The organism is Methylobacterium sp. Leaf104, from assembly GCF_001422885.1.
Lineage (GTDB): Bacteria > Pseudomonadota > Alphaproteobacteria > Rhizobiales > Beijerinckiaceae > Methylobacterium.
The window spans coordinates 1-19,693 of the sequence record NZ_LMMZ01000039.1 but is presented as its reverse complement, the minus strand read 5'-3'; the positions used below and the strand labels follow the sequence as shown (position 1 = coordinate 19,693).

19 protein-coding genes and 1 pseudogene are annotated in these 19,693 nt (G+C 71.5%); 11 read left to right on the top strand and 9 right to left on the bottom strand.

From position 1 onward, the window contains the following. Positions 1-5 precede the first annotated feature (5 nt). The 3 genes from ASF49_RS19750 to ASF49_RS19740 all read right to left on the bottom strand — a co-directional run bounded on the left by ASF49_RS19750 (position 6) and on the right by ASF49_RS19740 (position 4,768). Positions 6-3,449, bottom strand: a complete 3,444-nt coding sequence (locus ASF49_RS19750; RefSeq protein ID WP_056477162.1) for a helicase-related protein — start codon at positions 3,447-3,449, stop codon at positions 6-8. A 66-nt stretch (positions 3,450-3,515) separates the two neighbouring features. Next, the gene (locus ASF49_RS19745; protein WP_056477159.1) at positions 3,516-3,863 is read right to left on the bottom strand and encodes a hypothetical protein; all 348 of its coding nucleotides are present in this window, start codon (positions 3,861-3,863) and stop codon (positions 3,516-3,518) included. Beyond that, positions 3,860-4,768 (bottom strand): DUF3108 domain-containing protein, encoded by a 909-nt coding sequence (locus tag ASF49_RS19740; RefSeq protein ID WP_056477156.1) that lies wholly within the window; start codon positions 4,766-4,768, stop codon positions 3,860-3,862. Before ASF49_RS19740 ends, ASF49_RS19745 begins: the two co-directional genes overlap by 4 nt. Positions 4,769-5,099: 331 nt before the next feature. Here ASF49_RS19740 and rpmB point away from each other — a divergent pair, with 331 nt between their 5' ends. The 4 genes from rpmB (at position 5,100) to ASF49_RS19720 (ending at position 7,589) form a co-directional block, all read left to right on the top strand. Continuing rightward, complete coding sequence (gene rpmB / locus ASF49_RS19735; protein WP_056185141.1) at positions 5,100-5,405, top strand: 50S ribosomal protein L28; 306 nt, start codon at positions 5,100-5,102, stop codon at positions 5,403-5,405. A gap of 134 nt (positions 5,406-5,539) precedes the next feature. Next, a complete protein-coding gene (locus ASF49_RS19730; protein ID WP_056477153.1) occupies positions 5,540-6,469 on the top strand; it encodes an AEC family transporter in 930 nt (309 codons plus the stop codon). Between the two features lie 72 nt (positions 6,470-6,541). Further along, positions 6,542-7,015, top strand: a complete 474-nt coding sequence (locus ASF49_RS19725; RefSeq protein ID WP_056477150.1) for a nuclear transport factor 2 family protein — start codon at positions 6,542-6,544, stop codon at positions 7,013-7,015. Between the two features lie 10 nt (positions 7,016-7,025). After that, the gene (locus tag ASF49_RS19720) at positions 7,026-7,589 is read left to right on the top strand and encodes a TetR/AcrR family transcriptional regulator (protein ID WP_056477147.1); all 564 of its coding nucleotides are present in this window, start codon (positions 7,026-7,028) and stop codon (positions 7,587-7,589) included. A 43-nt stretch (positions 7,590-7,632) separates the two neighbouring features. On the opposite strand, the gene ASF49_RS19715 is transcribed toward ASF49_RS19720, so the two are convergent. Further along, positions 7,633-8,916 (bottom strand): PQQ-dependent sugar dehydrogenase, encoded by a 1,284-nt coding sequence (locus ASF49_RS19715; protein WP_056477144.1) that lies wholly within the window; start codon positions 8,914-8,916, stop codon positions 7,633-7,635. A gap of 330 nt (positions 8,917-9,246) precedes the next feature. Between ASF49_RS19715 and trxA the strand changes: the two genes are divergently transcribed. Then, on the top strand, positions 9,247-9,567 hold the full coding sequence (gene trxA, locus ASF49_RS19710) for a thioredoxin (RefSeq protein ID WP_055956782.1): 321 nt from the start codon (positions 9,247-9,249) through the stop codon (positions 9,565-9,567). A 294-nt stretch (positions 9,568-9,861) separates the two neighbouring features. Here the strand turns inward: trxA and ASF49_RS23335 are convergent. Together ASF49_RS23335 and ASF49_RS24630 are read right to left on the bottom strand one after the other, a co-directional pair. Further along, a pseudogene (locus ASF49_RS23335) lies at positions 9,862-9,974 on the bottom strand (AAA family ATPase); the annotation flags it as partial. Position 9,975: 1 nt separating this feature from the next. Continuing rightward, positions 9,976-11,009, bottom strand: a 1,034-nt coding sequence (locus ASF49_RS24630) for a hypothetical protein (protein WP_244472841.1), incomplete at its 3' end; no start/stop codon positions are given. Between the two features lie 528 nt (positions 11,010-11,537). On the opposite strand from ASF49_RS24630, the gene ASF49_RS19700 reads away from it, so the two are divergent. Then, positions 11,538-11,861: a GCG_CRPN prefix-to-repeats domain-containing protein gene (locus ASF49_RS19700; RefSeq protein WP_056477520.1), complete on the top strand. Its 324-nt coding sequence runs from the start codon at positions 11,538-11,540 to the stop codon at positions 11,859-11,861. 5 nt (positions 11,862-11,866) lie between these two features. On the opposite strand, the gene ASF49_RS19695 is transcribed toward ASF49_RS19700, so the two are convergent. Then, positions 11,867-12,214: a hypothetical protein gene (locus tag ASF49_RS19695; protein WP_082511435.1), complete on the bottom strand. Its 348-nt coding sequence runs from the start codon at positions 12,212-12,214 to the stop codon at positions 11,867-11,869. Positions 12,215-12,367: 153 nt separating this feature from the next. Here ASF49_RS19695 and ASF49_RS23330 point away from each other — a divergent pair, with 153 nt between their 5' ends. Continuing rightward, positions 12,368-12,637 carry a hypothetical protein gene (locus ASF49_RS23330; protein WP_082511434.1) on the top strand — a complete coding sequence of 90 codons (270 nt, stop codon included), beginning with the start codon at positions 12,368-12,370 and terminating at the stop codon, positions 12,635-12,637. A 694-nt stretch (positions 12,638-13,331) separates the two neighbouring features. Here the strand turns inward: ASF49_RS23330 and ASF49_RS19690 are convergent. Continuing rightward, complete coding sequence (locus ASF49_RS19690) at positions 13,332-14,411, bottom strand: helix-turn-helix domain-containing protein (RefSeq protein ID WP_056477138.1); 1,080 nt, start codon at positions 14,409-14,411, stop codon at positions 13,332-13,334. A 360-nt stretch (positions 14,412-14,771) separates the two neighbouring features. Here ASF49_RS19690 and ASF49_RS24090 point away from each other — a divergent pair, with 360 nt between their 5' ends. Both ASF49_RS24090 and ASF49_RS23925 read left to right on the top strand, forming a co-directional pair. Beyond that, positions 14,772-15,107, top strand: a complete 336-nt coding sequence (locus ASF49_RS24090) for a hypothetical protein (protein WP_056477136.1) — start codon at positions 14,772-14,774, stop codon at positions 15,105-15,107. A 21-nt stretch (positions 15,108-15,128) separates the two neighbouring features. After that, positions 15,129-15,425 carry a hypothetical protein gene (locus ASF49_RS23925; RefSeq protein WP_056477133.1) on the top strand — a complete coding sequence of 99 codons (297 nt, stop codon included), beginning with the start codon at positions 15,129-15,131 and terminating at the stop codon, positions 15,423-15,425. 484 nt (positions 15,426-15,909) lie between these two features. Here the strand turns inward: ASF49_RS23925 and ASF49_RS24900 are convergent, their stop codons facing one another. Beyond that, positions 15,910-16,497: a hypothetical protein gene (locus ASF49_RS24900; protein WP_156653110.1), complete on the bottom strand. Its 588-nt coding sequence runs from the start codon at positions 16,495-16,497 to the stop codon at positions 15,910-15,912. A gap of 32 nt (positions 16,498-16,529) precedes the next feature. Between ASF49_RS24900 and ASF49_RS19670 the strand changes: the two genes are divergently transcribed. Next, on the top strand, positions 16,530-17,945 hold the full coding sequence (locus ASF49_RS19670; protein WP_056477127.1) for a two-partner secretion domain-containing protein: 1,416 nt from the start codon (positions 16,530-16,532) through the stop codon (positions 17,943-17,945). Between the two features lie 1,061 nt (positions 17,946-19,006). Next, positions 19,007-19,693 (top strand): GLUG motif-containing protein (locus tag ASF49_RS24895; RefSeq protein ID WP_442919040.1); only part of this gene is annotated, 687 nt, incomplete at its 3' end.

Here is a 19,693-nt window from a genome sequence, read left to right as displayed (position 1 = left end):
CCACCTCAGCGCTTGCGGTCATTCCCCGCCTCGAGCTGCGCCTTCAGGGCCGCGAGCTTGGCGAAGGGCGAATCCGGGTCCGGCGCCCGCTCGCGGCGCTGCGGACGGGGCTCGTCGCGGGGCGCGGCCCGCGGCTCGTCCCGACGCTCCGGCCGGGTCCGGCCCGGCTCGAAGCGCTCGCGACGCTGCGGGCGGCCTCCCTCCGGGCGTCCCTCGCCGGGGCCGCCGCGGCGACCGCCCTCCGGGCGCTCCCCCGGCGCACCGCGCGGACGGTCGCGACCCTCGCCGCCGGGCGCGCCCGGCCGGCGATGATCGGGCCGTGCCTCGCCGGCCGCCCGGGGGGCGCCGCCGTCACGACCCTGGCCGCGCGGACGATTCTGGCGCGGATTGGCGTTGCGCTGGTGGCGCTGGAGACGCCAGACCTCGACGGTCGCGACCTCGGCCGGAGCCTCCGCGGCGGACGCCTCACCGTCGGTAGCGTCGGCCGACGTCTCGATTCCGGTGGCCTCGGCCGATGCGTCGGTAGCGGTGGCCTCCGGCTCGGCCGTCTCGGCGCCCTCCGTCGGATGTTCCGCGGACTCGGCGACGGCCGCCGCGTCGGCGACGGGCTCCGGAGCGGCCTCCTCCACGGCCTCGGACGACGCGACGGGCGCCTCGGCTGGGCTGTCCTCCCGGGCCGGACTCGCCTCGGCGACGGCGCCTTCCGCAACGGCCTCCTCGGCAGCCGGCACTTCGCCGGCGGCCTCGTCATGAGAGGCGACGGCGACGGAATCCTCCGTCGAGCCGGGCGCGATCTCGGTCTCGGCAGTCTCGACCGATGCGTCGCCGTCGCCGGCCGGCGCCGCCTCGACGCCGCCCTCGGGAGCCGCTTCGCCCGCCGCCTCGGCCGGGGCATGCTCGTCGGACGCCGCCTCGCTGCTCGCGGCGGCGGCCGGAACGACCGGCTGCGTCGGGGCGGCCGGGATCAGCGGTACGGTGATGGCCGGCCCCGGACGGGTCTCGGGGGCATAGCCGAGGGATTTCAGGATCGAGGCGAAGTCCTCGCCCGAGCAGCCGACGAGGGAGGTCATGCCCACGGTCGCCACGAAGGCGTCGCCATCGGCCGCGCCCACGGGGGCCTCGCCCGGCGTCGTGCCGGGGCGGTAGGCGATGGCCGGGCGGATCAGGTCGGCGAGGCGCTCCAGGATGTCGACGCGCACCGCGCGCTCGCCGCAGACGCGGAAGCCGGCCGCGCGGTACAGGCCCTTGGCGATCTCCGGGTCGACCTTGATCGACGTGCGGCCGGAGCTGGCGAGATGCGCGATCTCGTCGAGGCCGCGCTGGTCGAGGCCGCCGTTCTTCAGGGCCCAGAGCTGGGCCGCGAGCGTCCGGGGCGCCGGCTTCAGCAGGGCCGGCAGGAAGATGTGATAGGCGCCGAAGCGGACGCCGTGGCGGCGCAGCGCGCCACGGCCTTCCTGGTCGAGGGTGCGCATCTCCTGCATCACCTTGGCGCGCTCCAGCACGCCCAGGGCCTCCACCACCTGGAAGCCGATGCCCTTGGCGAGCCCCGTGAGGTCCGCCGCGGTCTCGATCTCCATCAGCGGGCCGAGAAGGCGCACCACGTAGGCCTTGAGCCAGGCGACGAGCCGGGCCTCGACCTTGTCGCGGGCCGGACCGGTCAGCTGCTCGTCGGCGAGCAGGCGGACATGCGGCTCGAACAGCTTGTCGCCGGGTGTCAGCTTGGCGACCGGGTCGCCGGTCCAGCGGATGACACCGTCATGGCTCAGCACCAGAGAGGCATCGGCGGCCGACGAGAACCGCTCGGCGCGGGCCTCGATCTCGCCGCCGAGCGCCTTTTCGGCCGCCGAGCGCAGGGTCTTGGCCTCATGTCCTTCCGCACCGGGATCCGGAACGAACTGGAAGCCATGAAGATGGCCGACATGCTGGCCCTCGACGGTGACGTCCCCGCCGGCGGTGATCTCAGCTTCCAACATCGTATTCTCTCTCAGGCGCCGCATCAGGACGCTGGTGCGCCGATCGACGAAACGGCTCGCGAGGCGTTCGTGCAGGGCGTCGGACAACCTGTCCTCTACCCGACGCGTCTCGCCCTGCCAATGCACCGGATCAACGAGCCAATCCGGACGGTTCGCCACGAAGGTCCAGGTCCGCCCCTGCGCGATGCGCTGGGAGAGCGCGTCGATGTCGCCGTCGGTGCGGTCGATCATGGCAACGTGCTTGGCGAACCAGTCGTCGGGAATGCGCCCCGCCATGCCGCGCATGAGGAAGCGGTACAGCTGGGCGACGAGGTCGGCGTGGGTCTGCGGATGCACCTTGCGGTAATCGGGCACGCCGCAGACGTCCCAGAGCCGGCGGACATGGGCCGGCCGGTTCGCCAGATCGCGGATGTCGTCCTCGCGCATCAGGATTTCGAGAGCCGACTGGTCCTCGCCCATGGGCGCGCGGGTCAGGCCCTTCTCGCGCGGGTGCTCGTCGAGGCTCTCCTGCAGGGCCTTGAGGGAGGCGAAGTCGAGGTCGGGGTTGCGCCACTGCAGCACGCGCAGGGGCTCGAAGTCGTGGGTCTCCAGGGCCTCGATCATCTCGGGCTCGAAGGGGGCGCAGCGTCCCGTCGACCCGAAGGTGCCGTCCGAGAGGTGGCGCCCGGCGCGGCCGGCGATCTGTCCCATCTCCGGCGGGGTCAGCTTCCGGAAACGGGTGCCGTCGTATTTCCAGTTCGCCGCGAAGGCGACGTGGTCCACGTCGAGGTTGAGGCCCATGCCCACCGCATCGGTGGCGATGAGGTAGTCGACGTCGCCGGACTGGTAGAGCTCCACCTGGGCGTTGCGGGTCCGCGGCGAGAGCGCGCCGAGCACCACCGCGGCCCCGCCGCGCTGGCGCCGGATCAGCTCCGCGATGGCGTAGACCTCCTCGGCCGAGAAGGCGACGATGGCCGAGCGCCGGGGCAGGCGGCCGAGCTTCTTCTCGCCCGCGAAGGTGAGCTGCGACAGGCGCGGTCGCGTCGTCGTGTGGACGCCGGGAATCAGCGACTGCACCAGCGGCAGCATGGTCGAGGAGCCGATGAGCAGGGTCTCCTCGCGCCCGCGCTGGTGCAGGAGGCGGTCGGTGAAGACGTGGCCGCGGTCCATGTCGGCGGCGAGCTGGATCTCGTCGATCGCCACGAAGGCGACGTCGAGGTCGCGCGGCATCGCCTCGATGGTGGAGATCCAGTAGCGCGGCCGGTCCGGCTTTATCTTCTCCTCGCCGGTGACGAGGGCGACCTTGTCGACCCCCACCTTCGCGACCACCCGCAGGTAGACCTCCCGCGCCAGGAGCCGGAGGGGAAGGCCGATCATGCCCGTCGGATGGGCGAGCATGCGCTCGATGGCCAGATGAGTCTTGCCGGTATTGGTCGGCCCGAGCACCGCCGTGACGCCGCGTGCGCGGGCCTGCGGAGAGAGGGAGGGGCGGATCATGAGGTGGGGGCGGTCCCTTCGGCGAGGCCGGCAGGCTCAGGAACGGGGGAGACCGCCGCGGCGCCTTCAGGGGCGGCGCTGCCGTGGCGGCTGCGCCTCATATGGGTCGCCATGGCCCTGCCTGCCATCCCGTGGCGGCAGGCCGGACGTGCCGAGGCTCGGGTAGATTCCGATCTCCACGGGCGGCCGCGCGCCATGCGGTGCGACATCGGCGCAGAGGGTGTCGGGCATGGCCGTGAGGGGGCCGCGACGGGGCGGACGGTTCTCGATGACCTGAGCCGACGAATAGGCGTCGCCGCCGCAATCCGGCCCGGTCGAGAGGGTCGATTGCGCCGGAGCCTGCCCGGCGGCCAGGGTGAACAGCGCGGCGAGTGCGACGCCCAGGCCGGTCCGCCTGCCGGTGGAGGATCTCACTGCGCGAGGCTGGCCTGCGTGACGGGGTTACCGGGGGCCGACACCGTGGTGCTGCCCTGCTGGCCGCCGGTCTGGGTCCACCGGGTCGCCTCGATGATGTTGGTGCCGACGGTGGTCCGCACCGCGATGCGCACCGGCAGGAGCACGCGGGTGCCCTCGACCGGAGCGAGCCAGACCGACATCTCGCGATTGTCCTCCATGAACTTCACGCCCGGCCGGTCCGGACGATGGCCGGCGATGGGGGTGTAGCGCGCATTGCAGACGAGGACGGGACCGCTGTAGCCGGGCTTGGCCACGCTGCGGGTCTCGCCGTAGCTCAACACGACGTCGAACCGCGTCGCCCCGTCGAAGATCGGCAGGGTCCGGTTGCAATTGGCCGGGTCCATGGGATCGGCGCGTCCCTGGACGGGCATCATCAGGGCGCTCGCCGGATCGATGACCCCGCGCTTGTTGGCGGAGGTGATCGGCACCCGGTCGCCCATGTCGATCAGGGGCGGGGTGATCTCCGCCTGGGTGACGGTGCCGCGGGCCAGGGCCATGCGCACGGCGATGCCGGAATTGGTGGTCTTGGTGGCGATCGCGAAGGTGTTGGGCTGCGGGGACGCCGCGATGGCGCCGCTGGCGCGGGCCGAGCCCATGCCACCGGTGACGACGCCCGCGAGGCCCGTCAGCCGGGCCGAGACGTCCATCCGGTAGCCCGAGCCCTCGAAGGCGCCGGCCACCTGGGCGTTCCCGATGGTCAGCCCCGCCAGGGCGATGTCGTAATCGACGGTGACGGTCGCGGCCGCCTTCGCGGCTTTGGGCCGCGCCTGCGCCGCGGGTGCGGCGGCGAGGCCGGCCGCGAGCGTCAGCAGGCTGGCGCCGAGGAGGAAGAGCGGGGCGGGGCGCTTGCGGGTGCCGCACATGGCTGGGGACTCGGGGTTGGCTGTCGGTCGCCGGTCGAACGGACCGGGGACATCTCACCGGCATCGTCCGCGCTCATGGTTAACACATCGTTGGAGGCGATACAGTCGCGCTTGAAATCGCGGGGTCCGGATCGCAAGCGTCGCCGCCGGCGAATTGGCGCGAAAGATCGTCCCGCACCTTGACGCCAAGGGGCACTGTCCCCTATAGGCTCGCGCCTTCAATGAGAACGCCGCTCCACCGGGCCTGGCGTGCGAGAAGCCGTTTTCCGCGACGCGGTCTTGGTTTCCCGCCAGCCTGTCGGACATGCGGAACGAGACGGGAAATAGAACAATGTCGCGCCGTTGCGAACTCACGGGCAAAGCCGTGCAGACCGGCCACCTCGTGAGCCACTCGAACCGCAAGACCAAGTGCCGGTTCCTGCCGAACCTGTGTCAGGTCACGCTGCAGTCGGACGCCCTCAAGCGTCGGGTGCGCCTGCGCGTCACGGCCCATGCCCTGCGCTCGGTCGAGCACCGCGGCGGCCTCGATGCCTTCCTCATCAAGGCCCGCGAGATCGAGCTGTCGCAGACGGCCCGTCTCCTGAAGCGCGAGCTGCACAAGAAGCTCGCCGAGGTCGAGACGCCCGTCGCCGCCTGAGGCGTCGAACGGACCGGTTCGCGTCGGCGCGAGTCGCCTTCGAATCGGACGAAAGCTCATCGGGTTCCCGAACGGCCGCCGCACGCTGAGCGCGTACGGTGGCCGTTCGCGTTGGAAGGACCGGCTCGACTTCGATGACTGTCCTGTCGCTCGTCGCCCCGATCTTCGGCCTCATCCTGGTCGGCTGGATCGCGGCCCTGGCCGGCTTCCTGTCCGACAAGGTCAGCGACGGCCTCTCGGAATACGTCTTCTCCATCGCCGTCCCGGCCCTCATCGTCGCCACCCTGACGCGGCCCGGGCTGACCGGTGAGATCACCCCGTCCTACTGGTTCAGCTACTTTGGCGGCGCCGGCCTCTCCTGGCTGATCGGCTCGGTCCTCAGCCTGCGCCGCAAGGGGGTGGAGCGGCGCGGCGCGATCCTGCACGGCTTCGCCGCGAGCCAGTCGAACACGGTCTTCATCGGCGTCCCGATGATTCTCCAAGCCTATGGCGAGGAGGGAGCCTTCCCGCTCTTCATGCTGCTGGCGGTGCACCTGCCCCTGATGATGGGATGCGCCACCTTCCTGATCGAGGCGGACGGGCAGACCTCGATCCTGAAGCGCCTGCGGGGCCTCGCCCTCGTCCTGCTGCGCAATCCGATCTTCCTGGCCCTGATCGCCGGCCTCGCCATGAAGGGGCTTGGGCTCGCACCGACCGGCATGGTCAAGGCGCTGGTCGATTCGCTCGCGGGCACCGCCTCAACCTGCGCGTTGATCGCCCTCGGGGCCGGTCTCGTGCGCTACCGGGTGCTGCACGACCTGCCGAGCGCCATGGTCATCACCGGACTGAAGCTGGTGATCCATCCCCTGGCCGTCTGGGTCCTGGCCTTCCACGTCTTCACCATGCCGCCGGCCTATGCCGGCGTGGCGACCCTGTTCGCGGCGATGCCGGTGGGAATCAACGCGTACCTGCTCGCCTCGCGCTACAAGACCGAGACCGGCGTGGTCGCCGCTGCCGTGATGCTCTCGACCTTGCTGGCGATCGTCACGACCATCGCCTGGCTGACATTGCTCGGGCACGCTTGACGTTTCGAAGCCGCGTTTGTACCGATCGGTACAAACGCGGTCGCGTCGATCGTGGGCCGGGGAGTGTCCGTCATGTCCGAATCGCGTCCGCCGCTGCCGCCCTTCACGCTCGAGACCGCGATCCGGAAGGTGCGGGCCGCCGAGAACGGCTGGAACGGCTGCGACCCCGAGAAGGTCGCGCTCGCCTACACGCCGGACAGCCGCTGGCGGAACCGGGCGGAATTCTTCTCCGGGCGGCCCGCCATCGTGGCCTTCCTGCAGCGCAAATGGGCGCGCGAGCTGGACTACCGCCTGATCAAGGAGATCTGGGCGCACGGCGAGGACCAGATCGCCGTGCGGTTCGCCTACGAGTTCCGGGATGCGTCCGGGCAATGGTTCCGCGCCTACGGCAACGAGAACTGGGCCTTCGAGGCGAATGGGCTGATGCGTGAGCGCCATGCCAGCATCAACGACCTCGCCATCACGGAGGCCGAGCGCAGGTTCCACTGGGACCGCTCCGCACCGCGGCCGGAGGATCACCCGGGACTGACGGACCTCGGACTCTAGGGGCCTCGGCATGGGACAGGGGGAGGGCATCCGCGGGGCGGCGATTCCCGTCCTGGCCGAGGTCTTCCGCGAATACGGCTACGAGGGCGCGAGCCTCGCGCTCCTCGGCGCGCGCGCGGGACTCGGCAAGGGCAGCCTCTATCACGCCTTCCCGGGGGGCAAGGCGGAGATGGCGGAGGCCGTTCTCGCCGCGATCGAAGGGTGGTTCGAGACCCGGATCTACGCGCCCCTTCGGACGGATGCCGACCCGCGCGCGGCGATCGCCCGGATGCTGTCCGAGACCGATACCTATTTCCGCTCGGGCGGACGGGCCTGCCTCGTCGGGGCTTTTGCCCTGACGGACGGGCGCGATCGTTTCGCCGCGCGCATCGCCGGGTACTTCAAGGCCTGGCGCGAAGCCCTCGCCCAGGCCCTGCTGCGGGTCGGACACGGGCCGGAGGCAGCGGACGACCTCGCCGAGGAGGCCGTCGCGGCGATCCAGGGCGGGCTCGTCCTGGCCCGCGCCCTCGACGAGCCCGCAGCCTTCGGGCGGATGCTGGGGCGGCTCCGGCCCCGCCTGCTTCCCGATCCCTGAAGGCGGCGGCCGGGCCGCCCGGCCGCCGGTCGAGGTCGGGCGCTCAGCTGCCCGGGGTCAGCTTCAGGATCTTGCCGTCCGCTCCCTCGGTCACCGCGTAGACCGCACCGTCGCTGCCCACCCGGACGTCGCGGATGCGGTCCTGGAGAGGAATCCGCTCCTCGGTCACCACCTTGTCCCCGTCGAGCTTCACCGCGACGATGCCCTCGCTGACGAGACCGCCGATGAGGAAGGCATCCTTCCAGCTCGGGAAGGCGTCGCCGGTATAGAGGGCCATGCCCGAGGGGCCGATCACCGGATCCCAATAATAGACCGGCTGCGCGGTCCCGCCCGCCTGGGTCTTACCCTCGCCGATCTTCTCGCCGCTGTATTCCAGGCCGTAGGTGACCTCGGGCCAGCCGTAATTCACGCCGGGGCGGGGCCGGTTCAACTCGTCGCCGCCCCTGGGGCCATGTTCGGCGGTCCAGAGCCGGCCCTGCGGGTCGAGGGCGGCCGCCTGCACGTTGCGGTGTCCGTAGGACCAGATCTCGGGCCTGGCCTTCTCGCCGCCGGAGAACGGGTTGTCCTTGGGCGCATTCCCGTCCGTGTCGATGCGGAAGACCTTGCCGAGGCCGCTGGTGAGGTCCTGCGCCTGGACGCGGGTGACCTTGTCGGAGCGCTCCCCCACCGTGACGAACAGCTTGCCGTCCGGTGCGAACACCAGCCGCGACCCGAAATGCTTGTCGCCGTCATAGGTCGGCATCTGCCGAAAAATCACCTTGACCTCGTCGAGGCGGGCGGCGCCGTTCTCCTCGATCAGCTTGGCGCGGAGCACGCTGGTGCCGTTGCCCTTCTCGCGCGGCTCGGAATAGCTGAGATAGATCCGCCGGTCGGCCGGGAAGCTCGGGCTGAGGGCGACATCCAGGAGGCCGCCCTGGCCGCGGGCGTCCACCTTCAGCACGCCCGGGATCGCCGGACCGGGCGTGCCGTCCTTGGCGACGATCCGGAGCTTGCCGGCCTTCTCGGTCACGAGCATCCGGCCGTCCGGCAGAAACTCCATCGCCCAGGGGCTGTCGAGGCCCTTGGCCACCACCTCGGTCTTCACCTTTGTGGCGGCCTCCGGTTTCGGCGCCCGGGTCTGGTTCGGCAGGAGCGGTTTGTAGGGCGCGTTCGGCGCTTCCGTCTCGGCCGGGCTGTTTCCGGTGGCCGGGCTGGTCGGGGCCGCGAAGGCCTCGCCGCCGACCCGGGGCTGCCTCGGTTCGGCGCTCGCCGGCTCCTGCGCGTGGACGGCCGTGCCGAGGCTGAGGAGGGCTGCGGTAGCGAGCAGGCTGTACGGGTTGCGCTTCACGTCGGGTGTTCCTCCATGCCGGTCCCGAGACCGGCTTCGGGTCGAGCTCCATGGGCCGGCCGGGCGGCCCACCGGAGCAGGGACGACAGGGACATGGGGCGACGGACACGCTTTGACGAGGCCCGATCTGCGACGAGGCCGGATCGATCGCCGCGGCGCGCGGGCGTGGACAATCCGCGTTCCTGGGCGATGTCAGCCCTGCTTGCGGCGCAGGATGCCTTGACCGTTCCCCCCGCCATCGCCAACTCTCGCCTTCAGCGCACGGTCTCGCAGCGCGATGACAGCGAAGAGGTGGTTCCGCAGGTGCGGAACCGGAAAGGAAGTTTCCCCATGGCGACGGTGAAAGTGACCGACGCGAGCTTCGAGCAGGACGTCCTTCAGTCCGCGGAGCCGGTCGTAGTGGATTTCTGGGCCGAGTGGTGCGGCCCCTGCCGCCAGATCGGCCCGGCCCTCGAAGAGATTTCCGCGGATCTCCAGGGAAAGGTGAAGATCGCCAAGGTCAATGTCGACGAGAATCCCGGCATCGCCGCCCAGTACGGCATCCGCTCGATCCCGACGCTGCTGATCTTCAAGGACGGCCAGCTCGCGAGCCAGAAGGTCGGTGCGGCGCCGAAGGGCGATCTGTCCCGCTGGATCCAGGCCAGCGCCTGAGAGCCTGCCGGCAGGCGGCTCCGACGGAGGCCCGACATCGAAAAGCCCGGCGTCGAGCCGGGCTTTTTCATTGGGCGTTTCTCCGGTGCGTCCGCGCAGGATTGTCGCGCGGCGGGGATCCGCAAACGGAAGAAGCCCGGCCTTGCGGCCGGGCTTCCCCGTTTCGAGACCCGAAATGTCGGCTTAGTACGAGCCGAACTTGTAGTTCAGGCCGGCGCGGACGACGGCGAACTCGGTCTCGCCGCGGCGGTTGGTGCCGACGGCAGCGGCGTAGCCGGTGCCGGTGCGGAACTCCGAGATGGTGAAGAACGGCACGTTGGCCTCGCCGGCGACCGCGCGGGCGATCAGGGTCTTACCCGTGCCAGGGGGGCCGACGCCGCGACCCCTCGGCCGCGCGGGCGGCCGGGNTAGTACGAGCCGAACTTGTAGTTCAGGCCGGCGCGGACGACGGCGAACTCGGTCTCGCCGCGGCGGTTGGTGCCGACGGCAGCGGCGTAGCCGGTGCCGGTGCGGAACTGCAGGCCGGTGCTGTTGGAGACGGCGAACACGTCGCTGGCGTTGTTGCGATCGAGGTTCACGTACAGGCCTTCGACCTTCAGCGTGACGGCCGAGGAGCGGAAGAAGTTCAGGAACGAGTCGGTCGGGAGGGCGTACTCGATGCCGCCGCCAGCGGCGTAGCCGGTGCGGAAGTTGTCGTTGCCGCGGAAGCCGCCGAAGGAGCGCTCGTTGCTGCCGGCGCCGTAGGCGAAGCCGCCGGTGCCGTAGAACAGGACGCGATCGAAGGCGTAGCCGAGGCGGCCGCGCACGGTGCCGAAGAAGTCGAGGCTCGAGATGCCGTTCGGGTTGACGAAGGTCAGGTCGGGGTTCGGGATGCCGTAGAGCGAACGCGCCTGGTTACGGTTGCGGCCGAAGTCGACGTACTGGGCGTCGGCTTCGATACCCACGACGACGCCGGAGCCCGGGGTGAACTGGTAGTTGTAGCCGATCTGGCCACCACCCGTGAAGCCGTCGTTCGACGAGTTGCCCGGGTAGGCGATGGCGCCGACGGGACCGACTGCGCTGGCCTGCAGGCCGCCGACACCGGCGCCRTAGGGGCTGGTCGCAGCGGCCGTGCCCGGCAGGAACACGCCGGACGCGCCGGTGGCGACGACGGCGGTCGAGCCGTTGTTGTTGCCGACGTCGAAGCCGTAGCCGGCGTTGAAACCGGCGTAGAAGCCGGTCCAGGTGAACACCGGCACCGGCACGAAGACCGGCGGCGCAGCGCGGCGCGGCAGATCAGCGGCCGAAGCGGCGGCGTTGAAACCGGCGTAGAAGCCGGTCCAGGTGAACACCGGCACCGGCACGAAGACCGGCGGCGCAGCGCGGCGCGGCAGATCAGCGGCCGAAGCGGCGCCAGCGAGGAGAGCGGTCGCGGCGCTGGCGAGGATGAGCGTCTTGATCATGGTGGGTCTACCTGGGAACTCGTGGTGCGGTATGAGGAGACCTTACAGACAGGGCAGACCTGAGCACTAGTGCAGACGCGCAACACTCGGATCAGATTGATGAAGCTCCAGATCATCGAGGAAAGTATTATCTTTTTACTAACCATATGATTGGCGCGGCGCGAGATTGCCGACTGACCGATTGGTTCCAAGAAAACAGCTTTTAGGTCGAGAATGGGCCGACGTCCCACGGCTGACCGCCGCGGGATCGAGATCTCCCCGTGCGAAGCGTTCAGCCACGGTATCCCGCCGGCCGGTGACCATCGCCGGAATGGTGCGGGCAGGAGCGACCGAAGTGCCTCCGTGTCCAGGATGCCCGCGATGTCAGGCTCGCGCGTCCGGCTCCCGAGAACCCCTGCCCATCACGGCCTGCCATTGCCTGAACGGAACGCCGCGGCGGACGTCAGGAGCGGTTCAGCAGGTCAGGCGCAGCTTCTGATCGCGCCGATCGGGATCGAGCCGGGATCGGGCGCCAACGAGGTGCAGGTCATGGTGCGCGTAAAGATCTTCGGGATAGCCGCGGTGATGGCCGCCGGACTTGGTCTGGCGACCTCCGCACAGGCCGCTCCCCTGTCGCTCGAGCCCTCCGAAGTGGTCCGCGGCGAGGCCGCGATCGAGTTCGTGGCCGGCGGCTGCGGCCCCGGCTTCTATCCCAATCCGTGGGGCCGTTGCCGCCCGAACGACCGCGGCTACGGCTATGGTGGCTACGGTGGGCCTCGCCGCCTCTACGAGGTACGGGCTTTTGGCGATGGCTATGGCCGCCGGGGCGGCTACGATTACGACCGTCCGCGACGCTTCTACGACGGATACTGAGGACGTCACGGCTGGCGCCCCTCAGGCCGCCAGTCGTGCAGACCGGCCCAAGCCTGACCGATGATGCGGTCCCGCCGCTCAGCGCGATCCTGAGCGGCATCGGCGACGATCCGCAGCGCGGACTCCATGGCTTCGCGCCCGCCCGCTGCCGAGGCTTCCTCACCCTTCCGGCGGATCGCGGCCTGAAAGGCTTTCACCGCGGGCCCAGCCGTAGGCCCATTCTCGACGGCCGAAACGAGGCTCAGCAGCGCCTCGGCGATCGGCACGATGGTGTCCTGCCAAGGCGGCGCGGAGAGGATTTCCGGGGCATGGGGCGCAGCGGAGGAGAGCATGGTCGTTCGTGGACGGATCATGGCGCCGGACTCCTGCTCACAAAACTTCGGCTCGCTGAGATCGTGCCAAATAGCACGGCGTTCCAGCCAAGGCAGGCCTAGATCAACGTCACCGAGCAAGTCACGGCCCACCGCCATTCGACGGAGACCGCGCAAACCCAAGTGGATTGTGCCATGAACACGCGTCTTTCTTCTGCTATCGCTGCTCTTGTCCTGAGCGTCAGCGCGATTGCTTCGCCCGCCCTCGCGCAGAGTTACACTGCTCCCGCTGGCATCGCTACTGTGACGGCGCCTGGTGGCCGCGAGGTCCGTCGTTACGACGCCATCACCACCGGATCGATCGCCTACCGCCACGGCCATGACTCGGCCCGGGAAGGCAATGCCAACCAGCCGAACTTCGTGGTCCAGCAGTACGGCCAGACCTCGGGTGGCCCACGCCACTGAGTCATCGACCCCTAGAGACGACCGGCGGCGGGGCGAAAGCCTCGCCGTTTTCATGCGCGAAATGACGGTCGTTGCAGCACGGGACACGGTGCGCACGATGCTGCGCTCCGGGGGCGGACCATCGGCATGGCTCTCGGATCGCAGAAAAGGCCGAGCACCGGCTCGATCGCCATCGCTGCGTGGCCGGTCGGCGTTCTGATCCGCCAAGCCAGGTGGTCTCCGACCCCACCGGACGACGGCCGAGACGGAGCAGCCTCCGTTGGACCGGGCGAGGTCGGGTCTCGCCGCGACCACCAAGAGGTCGCGCGGCAACACGCGGCCAACGAGGCACTCGTCCGGTTCGGAATTGACGCGAATCCCGAGAGTCGAACGGCCCAACGCCGCTCGCTCATCGCACCATCGTTACGCCACCGGCGATGAACGCCCCTCAAACCGGAGCCACGGAATGGGGGCAGGCCGAAGCGATCGCTCGGAACGTCCACTGCACGGTCGGAAGCGACCCAGCGGCCCCTCTCCGCCCCGACCACCCCATCGGGCGCGGGCTCCACGCCAGCGTGTGAGGGGCCTGAGTGCATGACGCTGTCGATGGCGGTGCCGAACGACGCGACGGCCAGCCAAGAACCTGCGGCTGAATCACGGACATATCGCCTCCGACTTTGCGTCTCGCCTTTCCGGTGCGCCGCTCTTCAGCCCGCTAAAGGTCGTCGAACAGGCGACTGATCGCCACCGCCGCCGCCTCGTCCCGCGTCTCGGCCTCGATCCCCTCGCGCATGATCGTGCGCGGCGACGCGCCGTAGAATTCGTGCAGCGCGTTGCGCAGACTGCGCTCGGTCCCGAACCCGCTCGCGCGCGCCACCCCGGCCATGGAGAGCTGTGAGGCGTCCGGCTGCGTCAACAGCCGCACCGCCAGGGCTGCCCGTCGCCGCCGGATCACCGCCGCCACCCCGCCGTCGGGGGCGAACACGCGGTACAGCATCGAGCGCGACAGCCCGAATTGCGTGCACAGGCTATCGACGCCGAATTCCGGCCGTGCCGCCTCGCGGTCGATGAAGCGCCGCAGCTGTGCCAGGGGCGGCAGGGCGACCGGGCCCCGGTCGGATGCCGCGCCGCCCGGCAAGGTCCGCTCGGGCGCCACGAACGCCGCCGTCACCCCGACCACGGCCCGCGCCAGGGCGAGGGCGGCACGGTCGGGGATGCCCTCCGCCTGGGCGGCCAGCGACGTCAGCAGCGAGCCCAGAACCCGTCCCGCCGGGCCGCCGGCCGCGAACACGACGCCGTCGACCGCGACCGCCTCCCCCGCCGCCGCCTGGAACACCGCCCGCGGCATGATCAGGCCGACGAGCCGCATGTGGTCGACCCGCAGGTGCATCCCGCCCTTCAGGTCGACCAGCAGGCAATCCCCGGCGCGCAGGTCCACCGGACGGCCGCCGACATGCCCGTGCATGCGCCCCGACACGATGCAATCGGCGATGATGTGGTCGTGCTTCCAAAGCGCGCGGCTGCTCGGCCCGCGCACCAGCGTCGCGGGCGCCAGCGACAGATCGACCGCGAGGAACGCCCCGACGGGATGGACGCCGACGCTGCCCTCAAACCCGTCGAGGTCGCCAGATGCGAGCGTGGTTTCCATCGAGACGGAGGTCGCCGCTTGCCACACCCGCGCCCGGACGGCGGGATCGGGATGGCTGTGCCGGTCGACTCGCAGGCGGATCGGTTCGGGGGTGGCTGCGGTGCCCGCCCCGACCTCGTCGGGCTCCGTCTCCGCTTCAGGGTTCATGTCGAGCCGTCCTTCGCTACGGCGGCGAGCCTAGCGCCCTCCGGATCGGCGACGATGGAAAATTCGTCCAGGCCGATTGAATTCTGAGACGCGGTTTCCGATCAAGATAATCCCAGTATTGTCCGGCGGTTTATCCTCGTGTTTATGCTATAGAGACGCCCTGCTCTTGCGATCCGGACTGACAAACCCGAGACCGGGCCCGCCGGCCTGCGGAGGCGGCGTGGAACCGCGCAGGGGCGCTGGACCCGTCCGGCCCCGGCCATGCGGGAACGGGCGCAGAGGAGATCGGTGATGGTGCGCCTGGATGACGACCTGCGGCGGGATCGCGTGCCCGCGGACCTGCGCTGAGCGGCCAGCCCGGTGAGCCCGTCGTTCCAGCGCGCCGTCGTCGCCCTCGTCCTGTCGGGGCTGCCGCTCGGCGGCCCCGTCCGGGCGCAGACCGCCTCGCAGATCACCCCGCCCTCGTTCAGCCCGCCGCTCCAGCGCAGCGGCGGCGGCCTCGCCATTCCCGACGGCATCGGCCCGGCGGCCCCGGCCGGTGCCGAGCGCCTCTCCCTGCGCGTCGGACGCCTGCACATCGAGGGCGACCGGCCGGCACCCGGGCCCATCGCCGGCGACCTCGCCGCCCGCCTGTCCGGCCGCGCCGTCACCGTCGCCGACCTGTTCGCCGCCCCGGGCGAACTGGAACGGGCCTAAGCCGCCCAGGGCTTCGCCCTCGTGCGGGTCGTCCTGCCCGCCCAGCGCCTGACGGACGGCGGCACGGTCCGATTCCTCGTCATCGACGGGCAGATCGAGCGCATCGACACCACGGCCCTGCCGGGCGAGATCCGCGACCGCATCGCCGCCGTGCTCGCCCCCCTCGCCGGACGCCCCGGCCTGACCCTGGCCGAGATCGAGCGCCGCGTGCTCCTGGCCGGCGACACGCCCGGCACCGTGCTGCGCTCGACGCTCGCCGCCGGCCCGGCGCCACCGTGCTGGTGGTCGAGGCCCGCTACAAGCCCGTCACCGGGCTGATCACCACCGACAACGTCCTGGCGGCAAGCCTCGGCACCTACACCCTCGGCACCGGCCTCGATCTCAACGCGCCGACCGGGAACGGCGAGAGCCTGTACCTCTGCGCCTCGGGGGCGCCCTATACCGGCGGCGAACGCAGCTTCCTCAGCGGGGAGCCGAGGAACCGCGCGCTGGCCCTCGGCCTGATCCTGCCGCTCGGGACCGACGGGCTGACCCTGAACCTCGAGACCACCGAGGCCCGCACCGCCCCGCGCCGGACCCGGCACGCTGGGCATCGCCTCAACCTTCGCGCGCTCCTCCGCCCGGCTGCGCTATCCCCTGGTCCGCGCGCGCGCCCTCACCCTCAACGGGGAGGCCGCCTTCGATGCGCAGGAGGAGCGCGTCGACGTCCTCACCCCAGTCGCGGCGCCGCTCACCCACGACCGCCTGCGCATCGCCCGCATCGGCGGCGATCTCGTCTGGTTCGCGCCGAGCGGCGCGGTCCTCACCGGGCGGCTGTCGGCCGCGTTCGGTCTCGACGGGCTCGGCGCTGGCGCCGCTGTCGCGGCTCGGCGTGCGGCCGGATTTCCAGAAGCTGGAGGCGGCGTTGGCCGTGACGCAGCCGCTGGCCGAGCACCTCGCCCTCGACCTGCGCGCCCGCGCCCAGACGGCGTTCAACCAGGCCCTGCCGCGCTCCGAGCAGATCGGGCTGGCCAACCTCTCGGGGCTGTCGAGCTTCGATGCCGGCCTGCTCCAGGGCGACGAGGGCTTCGTCGTGCGCGCCGAGTTGCAGGCGCCTTTCGTGGAGCCCGTCACCCCGCCGTTCGGGCTGGTCTCGCTGCCGGCCCAGCTCGGCCGCGGCCTGCCGCCGGCGCAGGAAATGCCCGGCGCGGTGGTGATCAGCCCCTACCTGTTCGGCGCCTTCGGCCTGACCCGCCAGCAGCGCCCGACCGCCCTGGAGCGGCCGATGACCCGCGCCGCCGCCTACGGGGCGGGCGTGCGGCTCGCCGCAGCGCCGTCCTCCAGCTTCAACAACGCGGCGGCCACGGTCGAGCTCGGCCGGGCTGCCCGACGACAGCCGCCTGACCGTCACGGTCGCCCTGCAGTTCTGACGGAGACCCCGCCATGGCCCCCTCCGCCCCGCTCCGCGCCCGCGCGCGCCTCACCGCCCTGCGCGCCTCGACCGCCCTGGTCGGCGTCGGCCTCGCCGCGGCCCGGGCCGAGCCGCTACCGACCGGCGGGCAGGTGGTCTCGGGCAGCGTTGGCATCGGCACGCCCCAGGGCGGGACTCTGGCGATCCGGCAGTCGAGCCAGACCGCGATCGTCGACTGGCAGGGCTTCTCCATCGGCCAGGGCCACCGGGTCGATATCCACCAGCCGAACGCAGGCGCGGCGATCCTCAACCGGGTGACGGGCGCAACCCCTTCGACCATCGCCGGGCAGCTCAACGCCAACGGGCAGGTCTACCTCGTCAACCCCAACGGCGTGACGATCACGGGCTCGGGACAGGTCAACGCGGCCGACTTCGTCGCCTCCTCGCTCGGTATCACCAACGAGGACTTCAAGGCGGGCCGGAGGCAGTTCCGCGGCTCGGGCGCTTCGGCGCCGGTGACGAACCACGGGGCGATCACGATCGGGCGCGGCGGCTACGCGGCGCTGATCGGCGGACAGGTGACGAACACCGGCACGATCCAGGTGCCGATGGGCCGGGTCGGGCTCGGTTCGGGCGAGCGGGCGAGCGGGCGAGCGGGCGAGCGGGCGACGCTGGACCTCTCGGGCGACGGTTTTTTGCAAGTTGCGGTGCCGACGGAGGCCAAGGAGCGCGGCGCTCTGGTCAGGCACTCGGGGACGATCTCGGCGGATGGCGGGTCGGTGACGCTGAGCGCGGCCGCCGCGCGGGACATGGCGCGGCAGGCGGTGAACCTGTCGGGGGTGGTCGAGGCGCGCTCGGTCTCGGGGCGCAACGGGAGCATCACGCTCTCGGGCGGCGAGGGGGCGGTGGCGGTGACCGCCACGGGCCGGCTCGATGCCTCGGGGGCGGGGCCGGAGGCGGGCGGCCGGGTGCGGATCGGCGGCGGGCGGCTCGACGTGGCGGGCACCGTCGATGTGTCCGGCGCGGCCGGCGGCCGGGCGCGGCTGAAGGCGGGCGACAGCCTCGCGCTGTCGGGGCGGGTTCTGGCGGAGGGCCGCGCGGGCCGGGGCGGGCGCGTGGTGGCCACTGCGCCGGCGATCGCCACGCAGGCGGCGCTGATCGAGGCCTCGGGCGCGACCGGCGGCGGCGTGGTGCGCCTGGGCGGCGGCCGACTCGGGCAGGGTCCGCTGGCCCGTGCCGAGCGGGTGAGCGTGGATGCGGCAAGCACGATCCGGGCGGAGGCGCGGGAGCGGGGCGACGGCGGCGACGTGGTGGTGTGGTCGGATCGGGCGACGCGGTTCGCCGGCCGGATCGAGGCGCGGGGCGGGGCGGGGCGCAGGGCGGAAACGGCGGACAGGCGGAGGTGTCGAGCCGGGGCGTGCTCGACTACACCGGCTTCACGAACCTGAGCGCGGCCAAGGGCGCCTTCGGCACGCTGCTGCTCGACCCCTACGACATCACCATCTCGAACGCGCCCGACAGCAACCAGTCCGGGTTCACGGCCACGGGTGCCGGCTCGGTCATCGACGCCGGAACGCTGCTGACGGCGCTGGGCAACGCCAACGTCACGGTCTCGACCGGAGCCGCGGGCAGCGCCGGCGCGCAGGCCGGCACCATCACCGTGGCGGCGCCGCTGACGTGGAACAGCGGGGCGACGCTCACCCTGCAGGCGGCGGGGAACATCACGATCGACGGGGCGATCAGCGCCCCGGCGGGCGGGCTCACCCTGCAGGCGGGAACGAACGCCACGGCCACGGCCGACCTGTCGGTCGCCCGCTTCAGCCTGGACTCGGGCGGCTGGGTGCAGAACGCGGCCATGCTGCCGGGCTTCGCCTCGGCGGACTTCCGGATCGCCGGCGGGGCGAGCTTCCTGCGCGCGGCGGGCGGGGACGGCACGAGCGCCGAGCCGTACCGGCTGAGCGACGTCTACGGCCTGCAAGGCATGGGTACCTCGGCGGGCCACCGCGCAGCGCGCTACCAACTCGCCGACGACATCGACGCCTCCGGCACCGCCACTTGGTGGGGCGGGCAGGGCTTCGTGCCCGTGGGCACGTCCGGGGTCCATTTCACGGGTGGGTTGGACGGGGCGGGGCACACCGTCTCCGGCCTGACCATCGCCCGGACCTCGACGGACTTCGTCGGTCTGATCGGCGCTCTCGGCAGCAGCGGCACGNCACCTGCTCGGAGACCACGATGGAGAGGCCGCGGTCGTCGCGGCACGGGCGGGTTGGACGGGGCGGGGCACACCGTCTCCGGCCTGACCATCGCCCGGACCTCGACGGACTTCGTCGGTCTGATCGGCGCTCTCGGCAGCAGCGGCACGGTGACGAATATCGGCCTGCTCGGCGGAAGCGTCTCCGGCCGCAACAGCGTGGGCGGGCTGGTCGGCTCCAACGCCGGCGGTGGTACGGTGAGCAACGCCTNGACGAATATCGGCCTGCTCGGCGGAAGCGTCTCCGGCCGCAACAGCGTGGGCGGGCTGGTCGGCTCCAACGCCGGCGGTGGTACGGTGAGCAACGCCTCCGCCACCGGGGCCATCACCGGCAGCGGCGTCAACGTGGGCGGGCTGGTCGGCGTCAACAACGGAGGCACGGTGAGCAACGCCTCCGCCACCGGGGCCGTCACCGGCAACGGCAGCACTGGCATCGTGGGCGGGCTGGTCGGCTTCAACGCCGGCGGCACGCTGACGAACACCTACTGGGACACGCAGACCACGGGGCGGAGCGCGGGGGTGAACGGCAACACCACCGGCGCGAGGGGGCTGACCACGGCGCAGGCGCGCACGGCGAGCGCCTATGCGGGCTTCGACTTCGCGGGGGTGTGGTACCAGGTGGGCGACCTGCGGCCGATGCTGCGCGGGCAGGCCGCCCCCGCGGCGAACGGGGTGATCCCGGTCTCGAACCTGTACCAGCTCCAGCTGATGGGGGCCAATCTCGGTGCCGCGTACCGCCTGACCCACGACCTCGACGCGGGCGCGACCGCCGGCACCGATGCCTCCGGCATCTGGGGGGCGGGCGGCTTCGTGCCCGTGGGCACGAACTCGGCACCATTCACGGGCGGGTTGGACGGGGCGGGGCACACCGTCTCCGGCCTGACCATCGCCCGGACCTCGACGGACTTCGTCGGTCTGATCGGCGCTCTCGGCAGCAGCGGCACG

What these genes read in the sequence shown, in the direction of transcription:
- ASF49_RS19750 (WP_056477162.1), bottom strand. Translation starts at nt 3,449, where the DNA reads ATGATCCGCCCCTCCCTCTCTCCGCAGGCCCGCGCACGCGGCGTCACG.
- ASF49_RS19740 (WP_056477156.1), bottom strand. Translation starts at nt 4,768, where the DNA reads ATGTGCGGCACCCGCAAGCGCCCCGCCCCGCTCTTCCTCCTCGGCGCC.
- rpmB (WP_056185141.1), top strand. Translation starts at nt 5,100, where the DNA reads ATGTCGCGCCGTTGCGAACTCACGGGCAAAGCCGTGCAGACCGGCCAC.
- ASF49_RS19730 (WP_056477153.1), top strand. Translation starts at nt 5,540, where the DNA reads ATGACTGTCCTGTCGCTCGTCGCCCCGATCTTCGGCCTCATCCTGGTC.
- ASF49_RS19725 (WP_056477150.1), top strand. Translation starts at nt 6,542, where the DNA reads ATGTCCGAATCGCGTCCGCCGCTGCCGCCCTTCACGCTCGAGACCGCG.
- ASF49_RS19720 (WP_056477147.1), top strand. Translation starts at nt 7,026, where the DNA reads ATGGGACAGGGGGAGGGCATCCGCGGGGCGGCGATTCCCGTCCTGGCC.
- trxA (WP_055956782.1), top strand. Translation starts at nt 9,247, where the DNA reads ATGGCGACGGTGAAAGTGACCGACGCGAGCTTCGAGCAGGACGTCCTT.
- ASF49_RS19700 (WP_056477520.1), top strand. Translation starts at nt 11,538, where the DNA reads ATGGTGCGCGTAAAGATCTTCGGGATAGCCGCGGTGATGGCCGCCGGA.
- ASF49_RS19695 (WP_082511435.1), bottom strand. Translation starts at nt 12,214, where the DNA reads ATGATCCGTCCACGAACGACCATGCTCTCCTCCGCTGCGCCCCATGCC.
- ASF49_RS23330 (WP_082511434.1), top strand. Translation starts at nt 12,368, where the DNA reads ATGAACACGCGTCTTTCTTCTGCTATCGCTGCTCTTGTCCTGAGCGTC.
- ASF49_RS19690 (WP_056477138.1), bottom strand. Translation starts at nt 14,411, where the DNA reads ATGAACCCTGAAGCGGAGACGGAGCCCGACGAGGTCGGGGCGGGCACC.
- ASF49_RS19670 (WP_056477127.1), top strand. Translation starts at nt 16,530, where the DNA reads ATGGCCCCCTCCGCCCCGCTCCGCGCCCGCGCGCGCCTCACCGCCCTG.